General features: G+C 60.0%; 22 protein-coding genes. 17 read left to right on the forward strand and 5 right to left on the reverse strand.

The window, feature by feature from the left end; all coding sequences use genetic code 11:
• The first annotated feature begins 2 nt into the window (after positions 1-2).
• The 10 genes from fliQ to folD all read left to right on the forward strand — a co-directional run bounded on the left by fliQ (position 3) and on the right by folD (position 9613).
• Positions 3-269, forward strand: coding sequence for a flagellar biosynthesis protein FliQ (gene fliQ / locus ABOK31_RS01260; protein WP_015338826.1), 267 nt, complete (start codon positions 3-5; stop codon positions 267-269).
• A 148-nt stretch (positions 270-417) separates the two neighbouring features.
• Complete coding sequence (gene flhA / locus ABOK31_RS01265) at positions 418-2505, forward strand: flagellar biosynthesis protein FlhA (RefSeq protein WP_349957470.1); 2088 nt, start codon at positions 418-420, stop codon at positions 2503-2505.
• Positions 2502-3254: a flagellar biosynthetic protein FliR gene (gene fliR, locus ABOK31_RS01270; RefSeq protein ID WP_174175275.1), complete on the forward strand. Its 753-nt coding sequence runs from the start codon at positions 2502-2504 to the stop codon at positions 3252-3254. The genes flhA and fliR overlap by 4 nt, the downstream gene beginning before the upstream one ends.
• A 71-nt stretch (positions 3255-3325) precedes the next feature.
• A complete protein-coding gene (locus ABOK31_RS01275) occupies positions 3326-3742 on the forward strand; it encodes a hypothetical protein (RefSeq protein WP_349957472.1) in 417 nt (138 codons plus the stop codon).
• Positions 3743-3876: 134 nt separating this feature from the next.
• Positions 3877-4473, forward strand: coding sequence for a rod-binding protein (locus ABOK31_RS01280; RefSeq protein ID WP_174175270.1), 597 nt, complete (start codon positions 3877-3879; stop codon positions 4471-4473).
• Between the two features lie 14 nt (positions 4474-4487).
• The gene (locus ABOK31_RS01285) at positions 4488-4856 is read left to right on the forward strand and encodes a hypothetical protein (RefSeq protein ID WP_075855144.1); all 369 of its coding nucleotides are present in this window, start codon (positions 4488-4490) and stop codon (positions 4854-4856) included.
• Positions 4853-5380: a hypothetical protein gene (locus tag ABOK31_RS01290; protein ID WP_174175269.1), complete on the forward strand. Its 528-nt coding sequence runs from the start codon at positions 4853-4855 to the stop codon at positions 5378-5380. Before ABOK31_RS01285 ends, ABOK31_RS01290 begins: the two co-directional genes overlap by 4 nt.
• A 254-nt stretch (positions 5381-5634) precedes the next feature.
• Positions 5635-6474, forward strand: a complete 840-nt coding sequence (locus ABOK31_RS01295; protein WP_349959048.1) for a WecB/TagA/CpsF family glycosyltransferase — start codon at positions 5635-5637, stop codon at positions 6472-6474.
• A gap of 202 nt (positions 6475-6676) precedes the next feature.
• Complete coding sequence (locus ABOK31_RS01300; protein ID WP_349957474.1) at positions 6677-8596, forward strand: succinoglycan biosynthesis transport protein; 1920 nt, start codon at positions 6677-6679, stop codon at positions 8594-8596.
• Positions 8597-8713: 117 nt separating this feature from the next.
• Complete coding sequence (gene folD, locus ABOK31_RS01305; RefSeq protein ID WP_349957476.1) at positions 8714-9613, forward strand: bifunctional methylenetetrahydrofolate dehydrogenase/methenyltetrahydrofolate cyclohydrolase FolD; 900 nt, start codon at positions 8714-8716, stop codon at positions 9611-9613.
• Here the strand turns inward: folD and ABOK31_RS01310 are convergent.
• Positions 9610-10638, reverse strand: coding sequence for a substrate-binding domain-containing protein (locus tag ABOK31_RS01310; RefSeq protein ID WP_174179410.1), 1029 nt, complete (start codon positions 10636-10638; stop codon positions 9610-9612). The genes folD and ABOK31_RS01310 overlap by 4 nt on opposite strands.
• Positions 10639-10949: 311 nt before the next feature.
• Here ABOK31_RS01310 and ABOK31_RS01315 point away from each other — a divergent pair, with 311 nt between their 5' ends.
• The 6 genes from ABOK31_RS01315 (at position 10950) to ABOK31_RS01340 (ending at position 17950) form a co-directional block, all read left to right on the forward strand.
• Positions 10950-12311 carry an ABC transporter substrate-binding protein gene (locus ABOK31_RS01315; RefSeq protein ID WP_174179408.1) on the forward strand — a complete coding sequence of 454 codons (1362 nt, stop codon included), beginning with the start codon at positions 10950-10952 and terminating at the stop codon, positions 12309-12311.
• Positions 12312-12436: 125 nt separating this feature from the next.
• Positions 12437-13453 carry a sugar ABC transporter permease gene (locus ABOK31_RS01320; protein ID WP_174179406.1) on the forward strand — a complete coding sequence of 339 codons (1017 nt, stop codon included), beginning with the start codon at positions 12437-12439 and terminating at the stop codon, positions 13451-13453.
• A 1-nt stretch (position 13454) separates the two neighbouring features.
• The gene (locus tag ABOK31_RS01325; protein WP_349957478.1) at positions 13455-14609 is read left to right on the forward strand and encodes a carbohydrate ABC transporter permease; all 1155 of its coding nucleotides are present in this window, start codon (positions 13455-13457) and stop codon (positions 14607-14609) included.
• Between the two features lie 35 nt (positions 14610-14644).
• On the forward strand, positions 14645-16297 hold the full coding sequence (locus ABOK31_RS01330) for an alpha-glucosidase (protein ID WP_349957480.1): 1653 nt from the start codon (positions 14645-14647) through the stop codon (positions 16295-16297).
• A 21-nt stretch (positions 16298-16318) separates the two neighbouring features.
• Positions 16319-17407, forward strand: a complete 1089-nt coding sequence (gene ugpC / locus ABOK31_RS01335) for a sn-glycerol-3-phosphate ABC transporter ATP-binding protein UgpC (RefSeq protein ID WP_349957482.1) — start codon at positions 16319-16321, stop codon at positions 17405-17407.
• Between the two features lie 189 nt (positions 17408-17596).
• The gene (locus ABOK31_RS01340) at positions 17597-17950 is read left to right on the forward strand and encodes a hypothetical protein (RefSeq protein ID WP_075855754.1); all 354 of its coding nucleotides are present in this window, start codon (positions 17597-17599) and stop codon (positions 17948-17950) included.
• Positions 17951-17997: 47 nt separating this feature from the next.
• On the opposite strand, the gene ABOK31_RS01345 is transcribed toward ABOK31_RS01340, so the two are convergent.
• Entirely contained in the window at positions 17998-18513 is a 516-nt protein-coding gene (locus ABOK31_RS01345) for a helix-turn-helix domain-containing protein (RefSeq protein WP_349957483.1), read from the reverse strand.
• A 26-nt stretch (positions 18514-18539) separates the two neighbouring features.
• Positions 18540-18812, reverse strand: coding sequence for a hypothetical protein (locus ABOK31_RS01350; protein ID WP_349957484.1), 273 nt, complete (start codon positions 18810-18812; stop codon positions 18540-18542).
• Between the two features lie 67 nt (positions 18813-18879).
• On the opposite strand from ABOK31_RS01350, the gene ABOK31_RS01355 reads away from it, so the two are divergent.
• On the forward strand, positions 18880-19710 hold the full coding sequence (locus ABOK31_RS01355) for a DUF3313 domain-containing protein (protein WP_349957486.1): 831 nt from the start codon (positions 18880-18882) through the stop codon (positions 19708-19710).
• Positions 19711-19751: 41 nt separating this feature from the next.
• On the opposite strand, the gene edd is transcribed toward ABOK31_RS01355, so the two are convergent.
• Positions 19752-21575 (reverse strand): phosphogluconate dehydratase, encoded by a 1824-nt coding sequence (edd, locus tag ABOK31_RS01360; protein WP_349957487.1) that lies wholly within the window; start codon positions 21573-21575, stop codon positions 19752-19754.
• A 168-nt stretch (positions 21576-21743) separates the two neighbouring features.
• Complete coding sequence (gene pgl / locus ABOK31_RS01365; RefSeq protein ID WP_349957489.1) at positions 21744-22442, reverse strand: 6-phosphogluconolactonase; 699 nt, start codon at positions 22440-22442, stop codon at positions 21744-21746.
• Between the last annotated feature and the right edge of the window lie 11 nt (positions 22443-22453).

Here is a 22453-nt window from a genome sequence, read left to right on the forward strand (position 1 = left end):
CCATGAATGAAGCCGATGCATTGGATATCTTCCAGGCGGCAATCTGGACGGTGCTTGTGGCTTCCGGACCGGCTGTTATCGCCGCCATGGTCGTCGGTTTGGTGATCGCCCTGATCCAGGCGCTGACCCAGGTGCAGGAGGCGACATTGACCTTCGTGCCGAAGATCGTCGCCGTCATGGTCACGATCGGCATCTCGGCGCCGTTCGTCGGCGCACAGATTTCGATCTTCACCAATCTCGTCTTCTCCCGCATCCAATCGGGTTTCTAAGATAAATCTGAAGGCCATTTCGGCCTCCGGATCGCGCTCATCGATGGCAACGGCCATGCTCGCGCAAGCTTCGACCTTTAGAGGTCGGTTCCAATAGGGCAGGCGGCTCAGCCGTTTGCCACCTCTCATGAAGAGACGGAACCGGTCGATGGCACAACCACCCGCAATAGCACTTCCCAAAGCCAATCCCAGCATTCGCGATATCGGGTTCGCCCTCGGTATCATGGTCATCCTGTGCGTGCTGTTCCTGCCGATCCCGCCATTTCTGATTGACCTTGGGCTGGCTTTCTCGATCGCTTTCTCCGTGCTGATCCTCATGGTTGCGCTCTGGATCAAGAAGCCGCTGGAATTCTCGTCCTTCCCGACGATTTTGCTGATCGCCACAATGACGCGTCTGGCGCTGAATATCGCCACGACCCGCGTCATCCTTTCGCACGGTTATGAAGGGCACGATGCGGCCGGCGGCGTCATCGCCGGTTTCTCCAGCCTGGTGATGTCGGGTGACTTCGTCATCGGTCTGATCGTCTTCCTGATCCTCATTACCATTAACTTCATCGTCATCACCAAGGGTGCGACGCGTATCGCCGAAGTCGGCGCCCGCTTCACCCTGGACGCCATCCCCGGCAAGCAGATGGCGATCGACGCCGACCTTTCAGCCGGCCTGATCGACGAGAAGGAAGCGCAGCGCCGCCGCCGCGAGCTGGAAGAGGAAAGCTCCTTCTTCGGCGCGATGGACGGTGCCTCGAAGTTCGTGCGCGGTGACGCGGTTGCCGGCCTTCTGATCACCTGTATCAATGTCTTCGGCGGCATCATCATCGGCTATTTCCGTCACGGCATGCCGATCGGCCAGGCCGCGGACGTCTTTGTGAAGCTCTCCGTCGGCGACGGTCTGGTGTCGCAGATGCCGGCGCTCATCGTCTCTCTCGCTGCTGGCCTTCTCGTTTCGCGCGGCGGCACATCCGGCTCCACCGACCAGGCCGTCGTCAATCAGTTGAGCGGCTATCCCCGCGCGCTCGCCGTCTCGGCGGTCCTCATGGGCATCCTGGCCATCATGCCGGGCATGCCGCTCTTTCCCTTCCTCGTCCTTGGCAGCCTCATGGCCGCCGGCGCCTGGTTCATTCCGCGCCAGATCGAAGCCGAGAACAAGCTTCGCCGCGATGCCGAAGAGCAGAAGGTGATGCAGACGAAGGAAATGGAAAAGGATTCGGTCAAGTCGGTTCTGAAGACCGCCGAGATCGAACTGGCTCTCGGCAAGATCGTCTCCACCCGCTTGCTCGGCGCGCACCAGGAGCTCGCCTTCCGCGTCGGCAAGATGCGCAAGAAATTTGCGACGCAATACGGCTTCGTCGTGCCGGAAATCAAGGTAATCGACGACATGGCGATTGCCGACAAGTCGTATCAGATCCGCATCCATGGCACGACGATCGCTTCCAACGTGCTGCGCGTCGGCGAAGTGCTTGTCGTCACCGGTTCCGGCCGCAAGCCGACCGTACCGGGCGACGAGATTCGCGAACCCGCTTTTGGCATGCCGGCCGTTTCCGTACTCGAAGCCTTCACCGAGGATCTGAAGCGTGAAGGGTTCCAGCCGATCGATAACGTCTCGGTTGTGCTCACCCACATGAGCGAAGTCATCCGCAACAACTTGCCGGCACTGCTGTCCTATAAGGACGTGAAGATCCTGATTGAGCGCCTCGATCCGGAATACAAGAAGCTGGCCGATGAAATCTGCTCGTCGCACATGTCATATTCCGGCTTGCAGGCGGTGCTGAAGCTGCTGCTTGCCGAGCGCGTTTCCATCCGCAACCTGCATCTCATTCTCGAAGCGGTTGCCGAACTCGCACCGCACGTCCGCAAGACCGAGCAGATCGTCGAGCACGTGCGCGTGCGCATGGCACAGCAACTCTGTGGCGATCTGGCCGACAACGGCGTGCTGCGTGTCCTCAGACTCGGCAGCAAATGGGACCTCATCTTCCATCAGGCACTGAAGCGCGACCAGAAGGGCGAAATCGTCGAATTCGATATCGATCCGCGCAGCCTGGAAGAGTTCAGCGAGCAGGCGGGCAAAGTTATCCGTGAATACATGGACAGGGGCATGCCCTTCGTTCTTGTCACGTCGCCGGAAACACGCTCCTATGTGCGCATGATCATCGAACGCCTGTTCGCGACCCTTCCGGTCCTGTCGCATGTGGAATTGGCCAAGGGGATCGAGATCAAGATTCTAGGTTCGATTTCATGATAACCGACCCCCAGGGGACCATTCTGGCGCTGTTCGTCGCCTTCTGCCGCATCGGCGGCTGCATGATGGTCCTCCCGGGATTTTCCTCCGGCCGTGTTCCCACGCAATTCAGGCTGCTGCTTTCCGCCGCCCTGACGATGGCGATCCTGCCGTTGCTCTGGAACACGATCTACCCGCAGGTGTCGAAGGGCGATGCGACCTATATCGGCCTTATCTTCACTGAAACCGTCATCGGATTGATGTATGGGATGATGGCCAGGATCTATACGCTGGGCCTGCAATTCACCGGCACGGTCATATCGATGATGATCGGCTTCAATGCGCCCGGCGGCGCCGATATCATCGAGGAATCGAACGAAACGTCGCTCACCAGCCTCATCAGCTTTTGCGGGCTGATGATTCTCTTCATAATGGACTTTCACCATTATGTCCTGCAGGCGCTGGTCGATTCCTATTCGCTCATTCCCTTCGGCGGGCATATCGAACCGCGCGCCGCGCTGATCTCGATTACGGATACGCTGGAGACGACGTTCTTCATCATGCTGCGGCTGGCAAGTCCCTTCGTGCTCTACGGCTTGATGTTCCAGATTTCGATCGGCTTCATCAACAAGCTGGCGCCGCAGATCCCGATCTATTTTATTTCCACGCCGTATCTGCTGATGGGAGGGCTGTTCATGCTCTATCTCAGCATCGCGGCCCTGGTCAGTCAGTTTTCCAGTGCGTTCCTCACCGTCTTTAACGGGCATTAGCCCGCAGGTGGACAGATGACGAAGCCCGATTCGAGCAGAGCTGGCGAAAACAGCCGGCGGGTAGGTAGACGATGGCGGAGAAAACCCGGTCCGAAAAACTGAAGCGCCTGATCGCGGTACAGCGCCATCTGGAATGGATGGCGGAAAACGAGCTTGCCGACACGACCCGGCAGCGCTCGGAAGTGACGGAGGCGATGGAGCGCGTCATGGTTGCCATCGGCTCGGTCGACCCCGTGCATATGGCATTCTCGATCCACTACGCCGAACGCTACGGCCGCCTGATGATCCGTGACCAGCAGCTGGAAAGCATCCAGACGCTCATTCAGATGAAGGTCCAGCAGGAGCGCACCAAGGCCGACAGGCTGGAAGAGCACATGAAGGATGCCCGCGAGCTCGAATTGCGAGAATCGGACGACAATGCCGTCTACGATATCATCGATCAGCACTTCGCCGGCGCAACGCCAGCCTCCAGCAAGGTTCAAAAATAATAATCATCGCGATCATGGAGCAGGATTCGCAGCGTTGGGTTGCCGATCTGCTCTGACAGTTTGATTCGACATGCCCCGGGATGAGCGCTGAGCCGCGCATTTTCAGGGTATGCGAGAGCAGAAGGAGACGTGACGTGGCTATTTCGCCTCCGAGTGATTTGGTCCTCGATGTCGTCAAGGCGGCCAATCCCGCTGATGTCGAGGTCGCGCAGGCCAAGCTTGCCGCCAATCGAGCCGCTTTCGCCGCCACCAGCCTGGCCGAAAACGGCAATGGCTTCGGCGCGACTGTGGATGCGATGAACAGCGCCGCCACCCAGGCGGGCCTCGCCAATGCCAATACACATGTGGCCGGGACCAAGGTCCCGCAGGCCTATCGCAAGTTCGAGTCCATGGTGCTGCAGAACTTCGTGAAGAACATGTTGCCGAGCAGCGAGACGCTGTACGGCAAGGGCTCTGCCGGCGAGATCTGGAAGGGTATGATGGCCGAGCAGCTGGGCGACACGATCTCCAAGAATGGCGGCGTGGGCATCGCTGAAAAAATGTACAAGGAACAGGTCGACAAGATGCGCAATACCGGCGCTATCCACACCGCGACCGATGAGAACGACAAGAAGATGGCGCTCAGCGCGATCACCGATTTTCAGCGCAAGACGCTGGCCGCTGCCGATGCCGACAACGACGGCAACACCGGCATCACCAACCAGAATTCGTTGACGTCCCAGAAAGCATGAGCGAGGTAACAAACATGGAAATGATGTCGCAGGACTATCGGATCAAGTCTGTCCTTGGCCGCCTGGAGATGATTATCGACAATGAGAACAACCGGATCGGTACCGACCCGGAATTCGACCTCAAGGTATCGAATGCGCACAAGAGCCGCTGCCTTTACGAATTGTCGATGCTGTTTCGCGATACCGATCCGGCCGATCTCGCCGCTACCCATATCGAGCAGCTGCATGATCTGAAGAAAAAGCTGGTTCTGAATGCCCGCCGCGTCGAGGCTCATCTTGAGGCCGTGCGCGCCGTCGCCGAAATTCTGAAGAATGCCGTGCAGAATGCCGATGCGGACGGCACCTATTCGCAGGAGCAATTCCGCGTCCGTGAGGCCGGATGATCAAGCTCGTTATCACCGGCCTGTGGGTCTGCGCCGTAACATTGGCCTCGGTCTATTTTTCGGTGCAAGTGGCGACGGCGCCCGCGATCAGTCCTGACGATGCCAAGAAGGCGCAGCAGGAGCTCGTCAAGGGCGAGTCGATCAACGTTCCCGTCATCGCCAACGGCCAGGTGACCGGCTATTTCCTGACGCGCATTTCCTTCATGATGGAAAAGGGCAAGGCGAATACATTTCAGGTACCTCTGCCGGAGCTGACGACAGACGAACTTTTTTCGCTGTTGGTCGGCAACAAGATGATCGATATCGCCCATACGCAGAATTTCGATGTTGCCGCCTTCCGCAGCGATCTGAAGAAGCGGATGAATGAGCGACTCGGTGGGGACTATGTCGCCGACGTGCTGATCGAACAGCTCGACTACCTTTCCAAGGAAGAAACCCATGGTGGGGAAAGCGTCGGCAAGAGAACGGTCAAGCCTGTCAAGATCGTGCAGGATGCGGCCAAGGACAAAGTGCCGGTCGAGTAATATCGCTCCGGTTGCAAGATGCCGGTTGGTATAATAATGTAAGCGATGTCTTACGTTTTGCCGATATGCTTAACAGATCCCTGATGGCTTTCAGCAAATCCAACCTTCCTTCCTAACGGAAAGTTGGATTTGTCTTGCTATAAACACCTCCAAGCCATGCCTCCCAGTCGCCGCACCGATGAACGGTGAGGGGCATGAGCTTTATGCGTACCGGCATCATGCGCATTGGCGATGTCGGGCAGGAGGGTGTTGGATTGAACCAGGTAGCCGATTTTGCCGTCGTCGCGTCACGCCGCATGATCTTCGATCTGCCGGTGTGCGATCTCGGCTGGGATGACGCGCTGACTTTCGTCAACGAGCTTGCTTCCCTGCCGGTCGGACAGACCTCGATCTCCTTCGTCAATGCTCACAACATGCTTGTCATGCTGCGCGATGACAGCTACCGCAATGTCCTTGAGCGCAATCTGGTCCTTCCTGATGGCGTTGGCCTCGACATCGCTTCACGCGTTGCTCATGGCGAACCTTTCCCTGCCAATTTGAACGGTACGGATTTCGTGCCCGCGCTGCTGACATTCATGGAGCGGCCGAGACGGATCGGCCTTCTGGGCGGCAAGCGCTCCGTCGTCGAAAAGGCAGCGGAGAGATTTCGCCAGCATGCCCCGTGGCACCAGTTTGTCGTCGTATCGGACGGTTTTTTCGATCCGGCGCGGAGCAATGCAGTGACCGCGGAAATCGGCCGCCAGAAGATCGATATTCTGATCGTCGGCATGGGCACGCCGCTGCAGGAAAAATGGGTCGCAGAACATGTCGGCCCGCAGCATGCGCGCCTCGTCCTGACCGTAGGCGCCTTGTTCGATTTCGTTTCCGAGACGGTGCCGCGGGCACCAAGGCTTGTGCGTGCGATGCGCAGCGAGTGGTTGTTCCGTCTGGTATTGGAGCCGAATAGGCTCTGGCGGCGTTACATGCTGGGTATACCGCTATTCTTCTATCAGGTTGTCAGGCATCAGTTCGGCCGCAAGGAGCGTGTCCTTCGCGCCGAGCCCCATCCGTTGCCGCAGCGGCGCATCGCTCCGCCGGGCAAATTAGCAAGTTAGAGCATTTCCAGGAAAAGTGCGTAGCGTTTTTCCGTCCGGAATGCGCAAAGAAACAAGAGCCTAAAGCGTTTTCGCGATTCGAAGAAAAGCGGAAATGCTTTAGTATTTGCGGGCTTGGCGTTAACTCTTTCTTTGGCATGAAATTTTAGAGTGGGTTAACCATTTGCATTGGTCTCGGACCATGTGCGCGAGATAACCCGCCATGTTTGAAAGCAAAGCCAGGACCGGATTCCACCCCGACGATGCGGAAACCCAAGAGGTTTCGCGGCGATCTGGCCGACATATCTCCCCTTACGGCGAAGACGACGACTTGCGTGGCGTCTCGGATCTGCGTGCAGCCAACTCCGACGATCCGCGCGATGCGGAACTGCGCGCCATCCTGCGCAGACGGTTGAATGGCGATCCCTATCCGGTGTCTGGTCGAAAAAGATCGCTGGTGATCGGGGCGGCGGCCGAGCAGGCGGAAGATGTCCCACATGCCTACCGCTCAGAACGCCGCGAGATGCCGGAGCCATCATCGGAGCCCATGCCCGATTTGCTGGAATTCGTGCCCGATCTGCTGGAAGGCATGCGGGAGCTTCCGCGACAGGCCGCCCCTGCTCCAATTGTCGTTGAACACGTATCTCGGGCCGGACGCTGGTCCCTCAGCTTCGGCGCTCTCTGTTTCATCGCTGCAACCGCGCTGACGGGAGCGGCCATTCCCACCTTGCTTGCCCCGCCGCCGCTCTATGTGTCGCAGGCCGTTCTGCATGCGGACGGCGAAGGTAGGGGGCGCCAGGCCCTGTTGGATGTCGCGGCGAAGCGCGTCGTTGCCCCGTCCGTATTGTCCGACATTGTTGCCAGGATGAAGCTTGATCGCGATCCGGAGTTTACCGGCAGTCGCGCAGGTGCCCTCGGGGTTGCCGTCGAGCTGCTCTCCGGCAGCGGTAATGCATCCGATGCGCCGTCACGTGCTCAAGCAACGCTGCGCAAAGATATTGCCGTCGATATCGATGGTCAGGCGGGCCTGCTGCGCCTGATCGTTACGTCGAGCGATCCCGCCAGGTCGGCCGATATTGCCAACCGGCTTGTTATCGCCACTCTCTATGATCCCGCTGTTGCAAAGGCGGCCGGTACGTCGCGTGGGACCGAAACGGCGTCTGATCGAAGCCGCAAGGAACTCGATCACGCCTCCGCCACCCTTGCCGAATTCAAGGCGCGCTACGGCGAAGACAAGATTGCGGCGGCGGCGGCGCTCCAGCAGCAGCGTCAGCAGCTGGATGTGCAGATAAAGGCAGCCGATCTGGCGGTACGCACCGCCAAGGCCCGTCTTGCAGCCGTCAAATCGGCGACGCCGGCATCGGTGCTGACCGGTGCATTGTCAGGCGATCTTTCATCGCCCGGGCTTGATGATCTGCGCAGCCGCTACAACGCTGCCAAGTCGCAGCTGACTCAGCTTTCCGTGCAGCTCGGCCCGCGCCATCCTCGACTGCTTGCGCAGCAGGCAACGGTCGACGATCTCGCGGCGAATATGCGCAGCCAGCTACAGCGGCTGGCTGTCAGCAGCGAAGCGGACGTGAAAGCGGCTCTTGAGAAACAGGCGTCTCTTTCGGCGCAAATGACGGCGGCCAGTCAGGCGGTGGGCGATGTCGACCTCGGCCATCTTGCACAGTTGCAGGATGCCGTCGCGACGGCACAGAGCCGCTACGAGGCCGACCAGCAGAATGCCGCCATGACGGTGTCTGAAGTCAGGCCGCCGCTGACCGTGCTGTCTCAGGCCGTCGCGTCCGCTGCGCCGCTGGATGATCATCTCGCGAGCAATCAGGCCACCGGCTTCCTCGTAGGTCTCTGCCTGGCATTTTGCGCTGTATTCCTGCGCAAGTGGCTGGCTGATGCGGAGCCGACGGAAGAGCATGCGACCGACGAAAGCATCATGCCGGCAGCCCGCGCTTTGCATCATGACGGTGATAATGAGCTGCCGCCGTTGCCCGACATCGGACCTGAACCATCGGCTGTTCTTGTTTCTGATGGTACAGATCAGCTCGACATCGCGGACGAATGGGTCCGCATCCAGCAGGAGCTTGCATCCCTGCGCGCCAAGGTCGAAACCTACGCGGTGCGCCGGCATCAGGATCGCGACTGAGCGCCTCATCGTTTTCCCTTGCAATTACCGCTTTCAGACACCATAGGGCGTTTGCAGGCAATTCCGTCGGGCGGAGGGCCTGTAGATTGCCACCGAATTCATGATCGGGAGACGAGCGTGACGACAGTGATCGACGGGAAACAAGCGGCGGCATCGGTGATCGAGGCCGTGAAGGCTGCAGCGGTTGGGCTTGAAGACGGGGCCGGCGTGAAGACCGGACTTGCGGTCGTCATCGTCGGCGATGATCCGGCCAGCCACACCTATGTCGGCGCCAAGGGCCGCATGGCCAGGGAATGCGGCTTCAACTCCATCCAGCACACGCTGCCGGCCGAGACGACGCAGGAAGAATTGGCAAAGCTCGTGGCCTCGCTGAATGACGATCCGTCCATCCACGGCATTCTCGTGCAGCTGCCGCTGCCGAAGCATCTTAATTCCGATGCGATCATCCAGTCGATCAAGCCGGAGAAGGATGTCGACGGGTTGCATGTGGTCAATGCCGGCAAGCTGGCAACCGGCGATCTCGAAACCGGGCTGATCTCGTGTACGCCGGCCGGCGCCATGCTTTTGGTGCGCTCCATCCATGGCGAGGACCTGTCGGGTCTGAACGCCGTGGTCATCGGCCGCTCCAATCTGTTCGGCAAGCCGATGGCGCAATTGCTGCTTTCTGCCAATGCGACGGTCACGACGGCGCATTCGCGCACGAAGGATCTCGCCTCTGTCGCAAAGGGTGCCGATATTCTGGTGGCGGCTGTGGGCCGTCCGGAGATGGTGAAGGCTAATTGGGTGAAGCCGGGTGCGACCGTCATCGATGTCGGCATCAACCGCATCGACGCACCGGAGCGGGGCGAGGGCAAGAGCCGTCTTGTCGGCGATGTTGCCTATGGCGAAGTCTCCGAAGTCGCCGCCGCCATCACGCCGGTTCCGGGCGGTGTCGGTCCGATGACGATCGCCATGCTGATGGCCAATACCGTCATCGCTGCCCATCGCTCAGCCGGCAAAAAGCCGCCGAGGTTTTAAGCCGGTGCGACGCCGGTCGAGGCGCGCACGATCAACTCGGCCTTCCATAATTCCTGAGCCGGAAATGTCTCCGTATGCTTGATTTCGCCGATCAGCCGTTCGGCGATGCGCACGCCCGCCGCCCGCAGCGACGAGCGGGTTGTCGTCAGCGGCACGGTGAAGTTTTCCGGCTTGAGCAAGGTCAGCACGTCGTCATGGGCGATCATCGAGATGTCCTCGCCAAGCCTGAGCTTTGCCTGGTTGATGGCGCGAACGGCGCCGAGCGCCAGCACGGTACTGGAGCAGAGCACTGCTGTCGGCCGCTTGTCCTTCTCCATCTGCAGGATGCGTTCCATGACGAGCAGGCCCTGTTCGTCCGTCATCGGCGTATGGCTGGTGCAAGCTTCGTCGAGCGCCAGACCACGTTCGGCAAGGGCTGCATCCACGCCGTTCTTCCGGCGAATGGCGAAATCGAGGTAGATCGGCCCGTTCAGAAGAGCGAAACGCCGATGTCCGAGTTGCAGCAGCAGCTTCGTGGCGTCGTAGAAAGCGGCTTCATTGTCGAGGTCGAGGAAGGGATAGTCCGGCTCCGAGCCGATCGAACGCCCGTGGACGAGAAAAGGCATGGATAGCGTTTTCAGCATCTCCAGCCGTGGGTCGTGGCCGCGCATATAGTTGACGAACAGCGCATCGACATTGCCGCTGGCTGCGAGCCGTCGCAAGGCACCGACCTCATCGTTCGGATCGGCGGGCGTCAGGACGAAATGGAAATCGTGCCGCAGGGCTTCTTCTCCCAGCCCCGTCAGGAACTCCGAGAAATGCACGTCCGATGAATTTCCGGGGGATGTCGGCATGACGAGCCCGATCGAGCCGGCCTTGCCGGTCGCAAGTCTTTGGGCTGCCTTGTTCGGTCGATAGCCGGTTTCCCGAACCGCTTTGAGAACGCGCTCGCGGGTCTCGCGATTGACCTCCGGATATCCGTTCAAAGCCCGGCTGACTGTCGTCTGCGACAGCCCGAGCATTTGCGATAGCTGTTTCAGATTCACGGTATTTCGGCTCCTCCAACTGCCTGCCGCTACGATGCCGAGACAACCTCCCGAAAAGTCTCAGGCTTTCAAAGCGCTTTCAATTATGTAGCAGGAGAAGTGCGGGAGACAAGATAATTAGCAAAAAATCGACATGCATTCTATGCTGCAGTGCGAGAATTGCTGTGCATACCGGCCCAAATCTGAAAATCACTTGACTTTATCCCGCGCTCAATGGATGAGAGAGGTAGCCAAAGCGCTTTGAGGAATGGGGCGCGCAGCACAAAACAGTGCCTGGGCTCATGGGTTTCGTTATTTGGGAGGACAACCGCATGAAAAAAATGTTTTTGATGACCGTCGCTGCCGCTGCTTTGATGGCCGGTACGGCGATGGCTGCCGATCTGAAGTTCCAGCCCGGTCAGGACTCCAAGTTCAACTGGAAGAGCTATGACGACTTCAAGGCGGCACATGCCGACCTGAAGGGTGAGACGCTGACCATCTTCGGCCCCTGGCGCGGTGAGGACGAGGCTCTCTTCACCAGCGTCCTCAACTACTTCACCGAAGCGACCGGCGTGAACGCCAAATATTCGTCCTCGGAAAACTACGAGCAGCAGATCGTCATCGACACGCAGGCCGGCTCGCCGCCGAACGTCGCCATCCTGCCGCAGCCGGGTCTGTTCGCCAACCTCGCCAGCAAGGGCTACCTGACGCCGCTCGGCGATGATCTCGCAAGCTGGGTCAAGAGCAATTACGGCGCCGGCGACAGCTGGGTCGGCTACGGCACCTACAAGGGCAAGGACGGCAAGGACGCCTTCTATGCCTTCCCCTACAAGGCCGATCTGAAGTCTCTCGTCTGGTACGTGCCTGAGAATTTCGAGGAAGCCGGCTACAAGGTTCCGACGACCATGGAGGACCTGATCAAGCTTTCGGATCAGATCGTCAAGGACGGTGGTACCCCCTGGTGCATCGGCCTCGGTTCGGGCGGCGCCACCGGCTGGCCGGCGACTGACTGGGTCGAAGATCTGATGCTGCGCCTGAACACGCCGCAGGATTACGATCATTGGGTCGATAACTCGCTGAAGTTCAACGACCCGAAGGTCGTCGCCGCCATCGAGGAATTCGGCAAATTCGCGAAGAACCCGAAATATGTCGCCGGTGGTGTTGCGGCCGTTGCTTCGACGGACTTCCGCGACAGCCCGAAGGGCCTCTTCTCGGTTCCGCCGAAGTGCTACATGCACAAGCAGGCCTCGTTCATCCCGTCCTTCTTCCCGGAAGGCACCAAGCTCGGTCAGGATGCGGACTTCTTCTACTTCCCGCCCTATGCCGCGCATCCTGAACTCGGCAAGCCGGTAGAGGGCGCAGGTACGCTGGCCGCCATTACCAAGGACTCCAAGGCCGCTCGCGCTTTCGTCCAGTTCCTGCAGACGCCGATCGCCCAGGAAATCTGGATGGCGCAGTCCGGCTTCCTGACGCCGTACAAGGGTGTCAATACCGCAGCCTACGCCAATGACACGCTGCGCAAGGAAGGCGAGATCCTGACCACGGCCACCACCTTCCGCTTCGACGGTTCGGACCTGATGCCCGGCAAGATCGGCGCAGGCTCGTTCTGGACCGGCATGGTGGACTTCGTCGGCGGCAAGTCCGCACAGGATGTTGCCGACGGGATCCAGAAGTCCTGGGACGCCATCAAGTAAGACATCATAGCCTGAGCGCCGCCGGCAGCTCGCCGGCGGCGCCATACAGCATATGACGGCCCGCCCTCATGCGTGGCCGATGTCGGACTGGTGGACCAAAGCAGGTAAATTCGGGGAGGGAATGAATGATTTCGCAGATCGTGTCGGCGATTGGCGCCATGATATTTGGCGTTGCCATTTGCGCCGCTTATTTCTGGTTCTCCAACAAGCTCTTGGACTTGATTTTCCCGGCGCGGGAGGGCGACGACGTCCATCAGGCGGCCGTCAATCTTCGTCGCCGCGGCTTGATCCGCCCCTGGCTGTTCCTCGGGCCTGCTCTTTTCCTGCTCGTCGTCTATCTCGTCTATCCGGTAGTCGCGACGCTCATCCTGTCTTTCTATGGACCTGATGGCAGCCAGTTCGTCGGTGGTGCCAACTACGTCTGGGCCTTCAACGACACCGAATTCCGCCAGTCGATCTTCAACAACATTCTCTGGCTGGCTGTGGTTCCGGCCGCCTGCACCTTCTTCGGCTTGGTGATCGCCGTCATGACCGACCGCATCTGGTGGGGCAATATCGCCAAGGCCGTCATCTTCATGCCGATGGCGATCTCCTTTGTCGGCGCTTCGGTCATCTGGAAGTTCATCTACGAATATCGCGGCGGCACGGATGCGCAGATCGGCCTTCTGAACGCCGTCGTCCAGCTGTTCGGCGGCACGCCGGAAGTCTGGATCACCATTCCCTTCTGGAACAATTTCTTCCTGATGGTCATGCTGATCTGGATCCAGACCGGCTTTGCCATGGTCATTCTCTCGGCCGCCTTGCGCGGTATTCCGGAAGAAACCATCGAAGCGGCCGTCATCGACGGCGCCAATGGCTGGCAGATTTTCTGGAAGATCATGGTCCCGCAGGTCTGGGGCACGATCGCCACCGTCTGGACCACCATCACCATCCTCGTGCTCAAGGTCTTCGACATCGTGCTCACCATGACCAACGGCCAGTGGAACACGATGGTGCTTGCCAACCTGATGTTCAACTGGATGTTCCGTGGCGGCGGCGACAGCGGCCGAAGCGCTGTTATCGCGCTCGTCATCATGGTCGCGGTGACGCCGATCATGATCTGGAACATCCGTCGTGCAAACGCTGAGACGAAGGGACGCTGACATGATTGGAAATCTCGGTCGCATCGGTCCCGCTCGCATCTTCGTTCACGCCGCGGTGCTGCTCATCGTCCTCATCTGGCTGCTGCCGACGCTCGGCATTTTCGTCACCGCGCTTCGTGACAAGGATCAGATTGTCGTTTCCGGCTGGTGGACGGCGTTTGCCGGCTCCTCGCGCACGACGGCCGCCCGCCTCGATGGCCCGGACAAGGCCAAGCCCGATGGCGCGAATTTCGTGATTTCGGGCACGCTTGCCGTCGAAGGCGGCGGCAAGATCCAGTCTTTCGGCCTGCGCGTGCAGGAACCGGCCGCCTACAAGGCTGGTTCTCCCGCTGAGTTGGAGAACGGCGAAACGCTGACGATCAATTCCGATGGCAGCTATCGCTATCAGAAGAACGGTGCATTCGAAGCCGATGCACGCGCCAAGCGCGTCTACCTCACCGTCGCGACGCCGCCGCAATTCACGTTCGACAACTATCGCAGCGTGCTCGGCGGCGAGGGCATCGGCCAGTCCTTCATCAACTCGCTGACGGTGACGATCCCCGCGACCGTCATCCCGATCCTGATTGCCGCCTTTGCCGCTTACGCGCTCGCCTGGATGGAGTTCCCCGGCCGCGCGATTCTGATCGCGCTCGTCGTCGGCCTGATCGTCGTGCCGCTGCAGATGTCGCTGATCCCGCTTTTGCGCATCTACAATGAAATCGGCCAGATCTTCGGTGTGCCATCGAAAACCTATCCGGGCATCTGGATGGCGCACACGGCCTTTGGTCTGCCGCTCGCCATATATCTCCTGCGCAATTATATTGCCGGCCTGCCCAAGGAGATCATCGAATCCGCCCGCGTCGATGGCGCCAGCGATTTCGACATCTTCGTCAAGATCATCCTGCCGCTGTCCTTCCCGGCGCTGGCCTCCTTCGCGATCTTCCAGTTCCTCTGGGTGTGGAACGATCTGTTGATTGCGATGGTGTTCCTCGGCACCGACAAGGATCACCTGGTCCTGACGGCTGCCTTGAATGCACTGCTCGGTTCGCGCGGCGGCAATTGGGAAATCCTGACGGCATCGGCTTTCGTCACCATCATTATTCCGCTCCTCGTCTTCTTCGGTCTGCAGCGCTATCTCGTGCGCGGTCTGCTCGCCGGGTCGGTGAAGGGGGGCTGATTCAAGAACACGCACTTATACAGGACCCATTCAGCATGAGCATTGCCCCTCAATCGGCTTTAGAAGTTGACAAGGACTGGTGGCGCGGCGCCGTGATCTATCAGATCTATCCGCGCTCCTATCAGGACTCCAACGGCGACGGCATCGGCGATCTCAAGGGGATCGCCGCCCGCCTGCCGCATGTGGCCGCACTCGGTGTCGATGCGATCTGGATTTCGCCGTTCTTCACCTCGCCGATGCGCGATTTCGGCTATGACGTTTCGAACTACGAGGATGTCGATCCGATCTTCGGTTCGCTCGCCGATTTCGATGCTATGATGACGGAAGCCCATCGCCTCGGCATCAAGGTGATGATCGATCTCGTGCTGTCGCACAGTTCCGATCGCCATCCCTGGTTCGTCGAAAGCCGCTCGAGCAAGGACAATCCCAAGGCTGACTGGTACGTCTGGACCGATGCTAAGCCGGATGGCACGCCGCCCAACAACTGGCTGTCGATCTTCGGCGGCTCTGCCTGGGCGTGGGATCCGACCCGCATGCAATATTACCTGCATAACTTCCTGACCTCGCAGCCGGATATGAACCTTCATAATCCGGAGGTGCAGGACCGGCTGCTGGATGTCGTCCGTTTCTGGCTCGACCGCGGCGTCGACGGCTTCCGTCTCGATACCATCAACTTCTATTTCCACGACAAGGAACTGCGCGATAATCCCGCCCTGGACCCGTCGCGCCGCAATGCGTCCACGGCGCCGGCAGTCAATCCCTATAACTTCCAGGAACACCTCTACGACAAGAACCGTCCCGAGAACCTGGCGTTCCTGAAGCGCTTCCGCGCCGTGCTCGACGAATATCCGGCTATTGCCGCCGTCGGCGAAGTTGGCGACAGCCAGCGCGGCCTCGAAATCGTCGGCGAATACACGTCCGGCGGCGACAAGATGCACATGTGCTACGCCTTCGAATTCCTGGCGCCGGACGCGCTTTCGCCGGATCGGGTAGAAGAGGTGATGAATGATTTCGATGCGGCAGCGCGGGAAGGCTGGGCCTGCTGGGCCTTCTCCAACCACGACGTCGTGCGCCATGTCAGCCGCTGGGGCAATCTGGTCGCCGATCGCGATGCCTTCGCCAAGCTCTATGCGGCACTGCTGCTCACCCTGCGCGGCTCCGTATGCATCTATCAAGGCGAAGAACTGGCACTGACGGAAGCCGATCTTGCCTATCAGGATCTGCAGGACCCCTATGGCATTCAGTTCTGGCCGGAGTTCAAGGGCCGCGACGGTTGCCGCACGCCGATGGTCTGGGACAGCCAGGTTGCGCAGGGTGGCTTTTCCACCGTCAAGCCGTGGCTGCCGGTGCCGGTCGAACACATTCTGCGCGCCGTCAGCGTCCAGCAGGGCGATGAAAATTCGGTGTTGGAGCAGTACCGCCGCTTCCTCGCCTTCCGCAAGCAGCATCCGGCCTTCGCCAAGGGCGAGATCGCGTTTTCGGAACCGCAGGGCGACGTGTTGATCTATGCCCGCGCATATGCAGGCGAAACCATTCTCTGCGCCTTCAACATGAGCCCGGTCGAAACGCTGGCGGCACTGCCTGATGGTAATTGGCAGGCATTGACGGGACACGGCTTTACCAGCAACAACTACGGCAACAAGATCGATATTCCGGCCTGGGGCGCTTATTTCGCGCGTCTTGCCTGACCTTTGGGAGGAGGGAGCATAATGACGGGACTTGTTCTGAAGGATATCAAGAAATCCTACGGCAGCGTGCATGTGCTGCACGGCATCGATCTGGAGATCAACGAGGGCGAATTCATCGTCTTTGTCGGCCCCTCCGGCTGCGGCAAGTCCACCTTGCTCAGGATGATCGCAGGGCTGGAGAGCATTACTGCGGGCGATATGATGATTGCCGGCCAGAAGGTGAATGAGGTGCCGCCGTCGCGGCGCGGCATCGCCATGGTCTTCCAGTCCTACGCGCTCTATCCGCATATGACCGTCTACGACAACATGGCCTTCGGCATGCGCATTGCCGGCGAAAGCAAGCAGGAGATCGACCGTCGCGTCCGCGCGGCGGCGGCAAGTCTGCAGCTCGGCCAGTATCTTGAGCGTCTGCCGAAGGCGCTTTCGGGCGGTCAGCGCCAGCGCGTCGCCATCGGCCGCGCCATTTGCCGCAATCCGAAGGTCTTCCTGTTCGACGAGCCGCTCTCGAACCTGGATGCAGCCCTGCGCGTCGCGACCCGCATCGAGATCGCCAAGCTCAGCGACTCCATGCCCGAGACGACGATGATCTACGTCACCCACGATCAGGTGGAAGCCATGACGCTGGCGGACCGCATCGTTGTGCTGTCGGCCGGTCGTGTCGAGCAGGTCGGTGCGCCTCTCGAACTCTACGAGCGCCCGGCCAATCTCTTCGTCGCGAAGTTCATCGGCTCCCCGGCCATGAACATCATCTCGGCGACGGTCACCGAGACCGGCGCGACGACGACCGTCACGCTGACTGGTGGCAAGTCGGTAACGCTGGATGTCCCGACAGACGCCTCCGAAAAGGGCAAGACGGCGAGCTTCGGCGTGCGTCCCGAAGATTTGCGTCTTGCTACCGGTGACGATTATCTCTTCGAAGGCGAGGTTTCCATCGTCGAGGCGCTCGGCGAAGTCACGCAGCTTTATATCGAAGGTCTGGTCGATGGCGAGCCGATCATCGTCAAGATCCCCGGCATTGCCGATATTCATCGCGGCCAGAAGATGCGTTTTGCCGCCGACCGCCAGAAGCTGCATCTTTTCGACGCCAGTGGCCATTCCTACCGCAAGTAGCCGCTTACGGGATGCGCCGGCCCAAGTAAAAATGAACAATAAAATTCATCTTGGGCCGGCGCATTCAAACCTTCTGTTAAAGACCCGCTGCTAGTCTCCCATCATAATATACCCCAGGGGTTTACTAAGATGGCCGCGTTCGGCAGAGCTAATTCAGGTCAGCATTTCCTCAATAAAGAAGAATCTTTCATGTATGACCGTGAGGTGCGGTTCCGCATGGAAGATACGATGAACGCGGCGCGCCTCGAATACACCGAAAAGGGCGTGATGAACCTTGCGTCCCGCCGCTGCGATATTATCCGCATTTCGCAAAGCAGCGCCGTTCTCGCGATCCTCACCCAGTATAATCTGCCCAAGCAATTCTATCTGGATATCCCTGACGCGCGTATCACCAAGGTCGGCTGCGTGCTGATGAAGGTCTTTTCCAACAACACCGTCGAAGTCCGTTTCCTGCGTCTCCTCACGGAGAAGGAAATGAACAAGATCTTCGTCTACAGCACGCATCCGGCTCATAAGAACCGCGTGCTTGACATCAGGGCCTGATCAGCGGCCACAGGAAACAGGTTAGCGCGGTCCATGCGGCTGACGGATCAGATTTCCGTCCGCCATTTTCCGAGCGCATCCTTCAGATACTCGATCAGCGGCAGTCTGCCATTTTCCTGCAGCCATTTGTCGACCGAGAGGCGCAGGGGGCTGACCGCGATCATTGAAGCCAGCCGCAGCCCGTCGCGATCCTTCGTCGGAAACAGTTCGCACAAGGCCTGATAGGCGACTTGCTCGAGTTGCAGGTAGTTGCCTCGCGTACGGGCACGTAGGGATTCGCTTTGACGCAGCAGCGTGGCCGTTTCAAAAAGCTGAGGTGCCTCAGCCTGGAGGCGGATCACAAGTCTTAGGGTCGCTTGATGAACGACCTCGATCGGTCGCCCGGCTGATGCATTCTCCATGATGCTCGCTCGAAGCGCGTCCATGTATCCGCTTTGATGCGCCAGAAGAATATCATCCTTGCTTTTGAAGTAATAAAAGAAAGTCCGGCGGGAAATGCCGGCCGCGGCCGCAATCTCGTCGATCGTCGTTTCCTGATAGCCTTTCGCCAGAAAGGATTTCATTCCGACTTCCGCTATGCGTTGAAAGGTCAGGCGGCGCTTCTGTTCGCGCAGGCCTTCCGGCTTTGGGGGTGCATCGTGCATCCGTCCATTTTGGCATGAGTCGCAACGCCACTCAAATCATCAGCACATCTTGTCGCGCCTTCCTCGGAGACCTCGGTTTCCGGTGAAATAATTCGTTCGCTTCGCCTGTCGGTTGCCGCAAAGTAGCCAACATTAATTTTTACACCAAGTGCGATATTTAATGTTAATGCCGAATGTTCATAACCCGGTGCAGGAGCGCAAACATCAATGCCAGCCAATGCAATCTCAAATCATGATGAAACTGGAACTTATGGTCCACGTGCCTTGAGGCCTGATATCTGGTCGATGGCCCTTCTCTTGAGCCTGCTGGCGGGCTGCGCCGCCGCGCCGCTGGATCGCGCAGGATCCCTGCGGTCCTATGACGGCCTGACCCGATCGGACGGGCTGGTCGCGCATTCGCTTCTTCGGGTGAGCAGGGATGATGTTCTTGCGGCCAAGACCGTCAGGATCATTCCGACCGCCTTTTCGATGCGGGCTGAAAGTGCTGCTTTTACGCCCGCGCAGCGTAGCCTTGTCACCAATGCCGTCGACAGGGCACTTTGTTCCGGATTGAGTGAACGCTTCGTCGTTGTCGGTCTGTCCGAGCCCGCGGATTTGACGGTTCGCGCCGTCGTGACACAGGTCAAGACGACGAATGCGACTGTTGTCGGCGTCTCGAAAGTCGCATCCGTGGGTACGAGCATATTGCTGCCGAATGTGCCTGTGCCCATCCCCCGCATTCCGATCGGCATGGGCAGCCTCTCGCTTGAGGCGGAAGCTCTTAATTCCCAGGGTGTGCAGAGGGCTGTCATGATTTGGGGGCGCGGTGCAAACGCATTTCTTGATTCGGGCACCGTTGCCAAGGAAGGGGATGCCTATAGCCTCGCCGCCAAATTCGGCGGTGATTTCAGCAAGATGCTGGTCAAGGGCAAGACGCCGTTCGGCGCGACGCCTTCTTTCCCCTCCCGGGCGAAATTGGCGGCGCTCGTAGGCCGCGCACCCAAGTATGAGGCCTGCAAGGTATTCGGGAAGTCGCCGGGCGTGACGGGCTTCGTGGGAGAACGCCTCGGCCTTCCGCCGGCTTGGACGGACAAGGCTCCGGCGAATGTCGAAAAGGCGGCATCGAAGGCCCCATAATCAGCCTTTGATGCCGCCTGCCGATATCCGGCGGTACAGCCTCAGTGGCGGAACAGGACGCTCGCACCCTGATCCGCCGGCCCTGCGGTATGGCGGAAGGGAGCGAAGAGCTCGCGGCCCATGCCGAACTCGTTTTCCGAGAGATCGGCGACCACGGGCTCGCGCTCGGCCATGTCGGCGGCGTCGACCAGCACCTCAAGCGTGCCGGCGATCGCGTCGATGCGGATGATGTCGCCTTCCCTGATGCGGGCGATCGGGCCGCCATCGACGGCTTCCGGTGTCACATGGATGGCGGCGGGAACCTTGCCCGATGCGCCGGACATGCGGCCGTCGGTCAAGAGCGCCACGCGGAAGCCGCGGTCCTGCAGCACGCCGAGCGCCGGCGTCAGCTTGTGCAGCTCCGGCATGCCGTTGGCCTTCGGTCCCTGGAAGCGGACGACGGCGACGAAATCGCGGTTGAGCTTGCCGTCCTTGAAGGCTTGCTGCATTTCCAGCTGGTCGTGGAAGATCACGGCCGGCGCTTCGACGATGTGGCGCTCCGGCTTGACGGCGGAGATCTTGATGACCGCCTTGCCGATATTGCCGCGCAGCATCTTCAGGCCGCCGCTGCTCTGGAACGGCGAGTCGATGCTTGCCAGCACCTTCGGGTCGTGGCTCTTATCCGGTGCCGGCTCGCGCACGACATTGCCATCAGCGCCGAGCTTGACATCGATGGAGTAGCCGCTGAGGCCCTGGCCGTAGACGGTGCGCACGTCGTCGTGCAGCAGGCCCTTCTTCAGGAGTTCCTTGATGAGGAAGCCCATGCCGCCGGCGGCATGGAAATGGTTCACGTCGGCAAGTCCGTTCGGATAGACGCGCGCGAGCAGCGGGATGATGTCGGAAAGCTCGGAAATATCCTGCCAGGTGAGCACGATGCCGGCCGCGCGTGCCATCGCGACGATGTGCATCGTGTGGTTCGTCGAGCCGCCTGTCGCGTGCAGGCCGACGACGCCGTTGACGATCGAGCGTTCGTCGATCATCTCGCCGGCGGGCGTGAATTCATTGCCCATGGCGGTAATCGCAAGCGCACGCTTGGTTGCTTCGCGCGTGAGAGCCTCGCGCAGCGGCGTGCCGGGATTGACGAAGGAGGCGCCCGGCATATGGAAGCCCATGATCTCCATCAGCATCTGGTTCGAATTCGCCGTGCCGTAGAAGGTGCAGGTGCCGGGGCCGTGATACGATTTCGATTCCGCCTCGAGCAGTTCGGCGCGGCCGACCTTGCCTTCGGCATAGAGCTGCCGCACGCGAGACTTCTCGTCGTTCGGCAGGCCCGAGGTCATCGGTCCGGCCGGAATGAAGACCGCAGGCAGATGGCCGAAGGAGAGGGCGGCGATGACGAGACCGGGCACGATCTTGTCGCAGACGCCGAGGAAGACAGCGGCATCGAACATGTTGTGCGACAGGCCGACGGCTGCCGACATGGCGATCAGGTCGCGCGAAAAGAGCGAGAGTTCCATGCCCGGCTGCCCTTGCGTAACACCATCGCACATGGCCGGCACGCCGCCCGCCACCTGGGCGATGCCGCCCGCCTGGGCCGCTGCCTCACGGATGATGGCCGGATAGGTCTCGAAGGGCTGATGTGCCGAAAGCATGTCGTTATAGGAGGTGATGATTCCGAGATTGGGCACCTGGTCTCCCGCCAGTGCGTCTTTCTCGGAGGGGGAACAGATGGCGAAGCCGTGCGCAAGATTGGCGCAGCCAAGCACGGAGCGTTGCGCCCCTCTGGTTGCTGCATTGCGCAGGCGGTCCAGATAGCGTTCGCGTGTCGGCTTCGAGCGCTCGACGATGCGTGCGGTAATCTTGGAAATGCGGGCGTCAGCGGCCATGGTCGATCTGCCTCCGTCTGTTCTGCGCAATGCCCGAAAATCTGTCTCGGTAGAGGGCGTGGCGCGGGGTCCAAAAGTCAATGCTCTGCCGTTGCGCCCGCAAGGGCACATGGCGCAGCACATGTTGCTGTGTCATTCAGGGTTCGATGACGAGGCCTGACGGCCGTGTCACGGAGCCCAATAAATTTCAACCGGGGAAGCCGCCCGGCGCAGCATGGCGCGGATCGGCATCTCGGTTTCTTCGCCCGACGCTTCAGCCTTGGCCAAAACGTCCTTCTTTCCTTCTCCCTCGATATGGAGCACCAGCAATCGGGCATCCTGAAGACTGGAGAAGGTGAATGTCAGCCGCGGCTCACCGGCACCTTCCGCTTCCATCGTGATGATGCCGCGCGGGGTATTCGGATCAAGTGCGGTTTTGAGGTTGCTGCCGCCCGGAAAGAACGACGCCGTATGGCCGTCATTGCCCATGCCGAGGATGGCGACATCGAAGGGATGGCCAACAGCCTTGGTTTCTTCCGTGGCGATGACTGCGGCCTCCTCGACGGAGGCAGCAGCCTGATAAAGTGGGAGGAACTTGGCGGCCGCCGCCTTGTCCTTCAGCAGGTTTTCCTGAACGAGCAGATGGTTTGAGCGCGGATTGTCAGCCGGCACGAACCGTTCGTCGACGAGGGTGATCGTTACCTTGCCCCAGTCGATCGAGCGCGATGACAGCGCTTGAAAGAAGGCCTTCGGCGTCGAGCCGCCGGAGACCGCGATGCTTGCGGAACCGCGCGTTGCGACGGCGGCCGAGAGGGTCTCGGCTACCTTGTCCGCGAGCTTGCCGGCGAGTTCGGCACCATTGGCGAAAGCATGCATGTTCGCTGTCATCGTTATCGTCC

It is taken from the genome of Rhizobium sp. ZPR4 (assembly GCF_040215725.1).
GTDB lineage: Bacteria > Pseudomonadota > Alphaproteobacteria > Rhizobiales > Rhizobiaceae > Rhizobium > Rhizobium rhizogenes_D.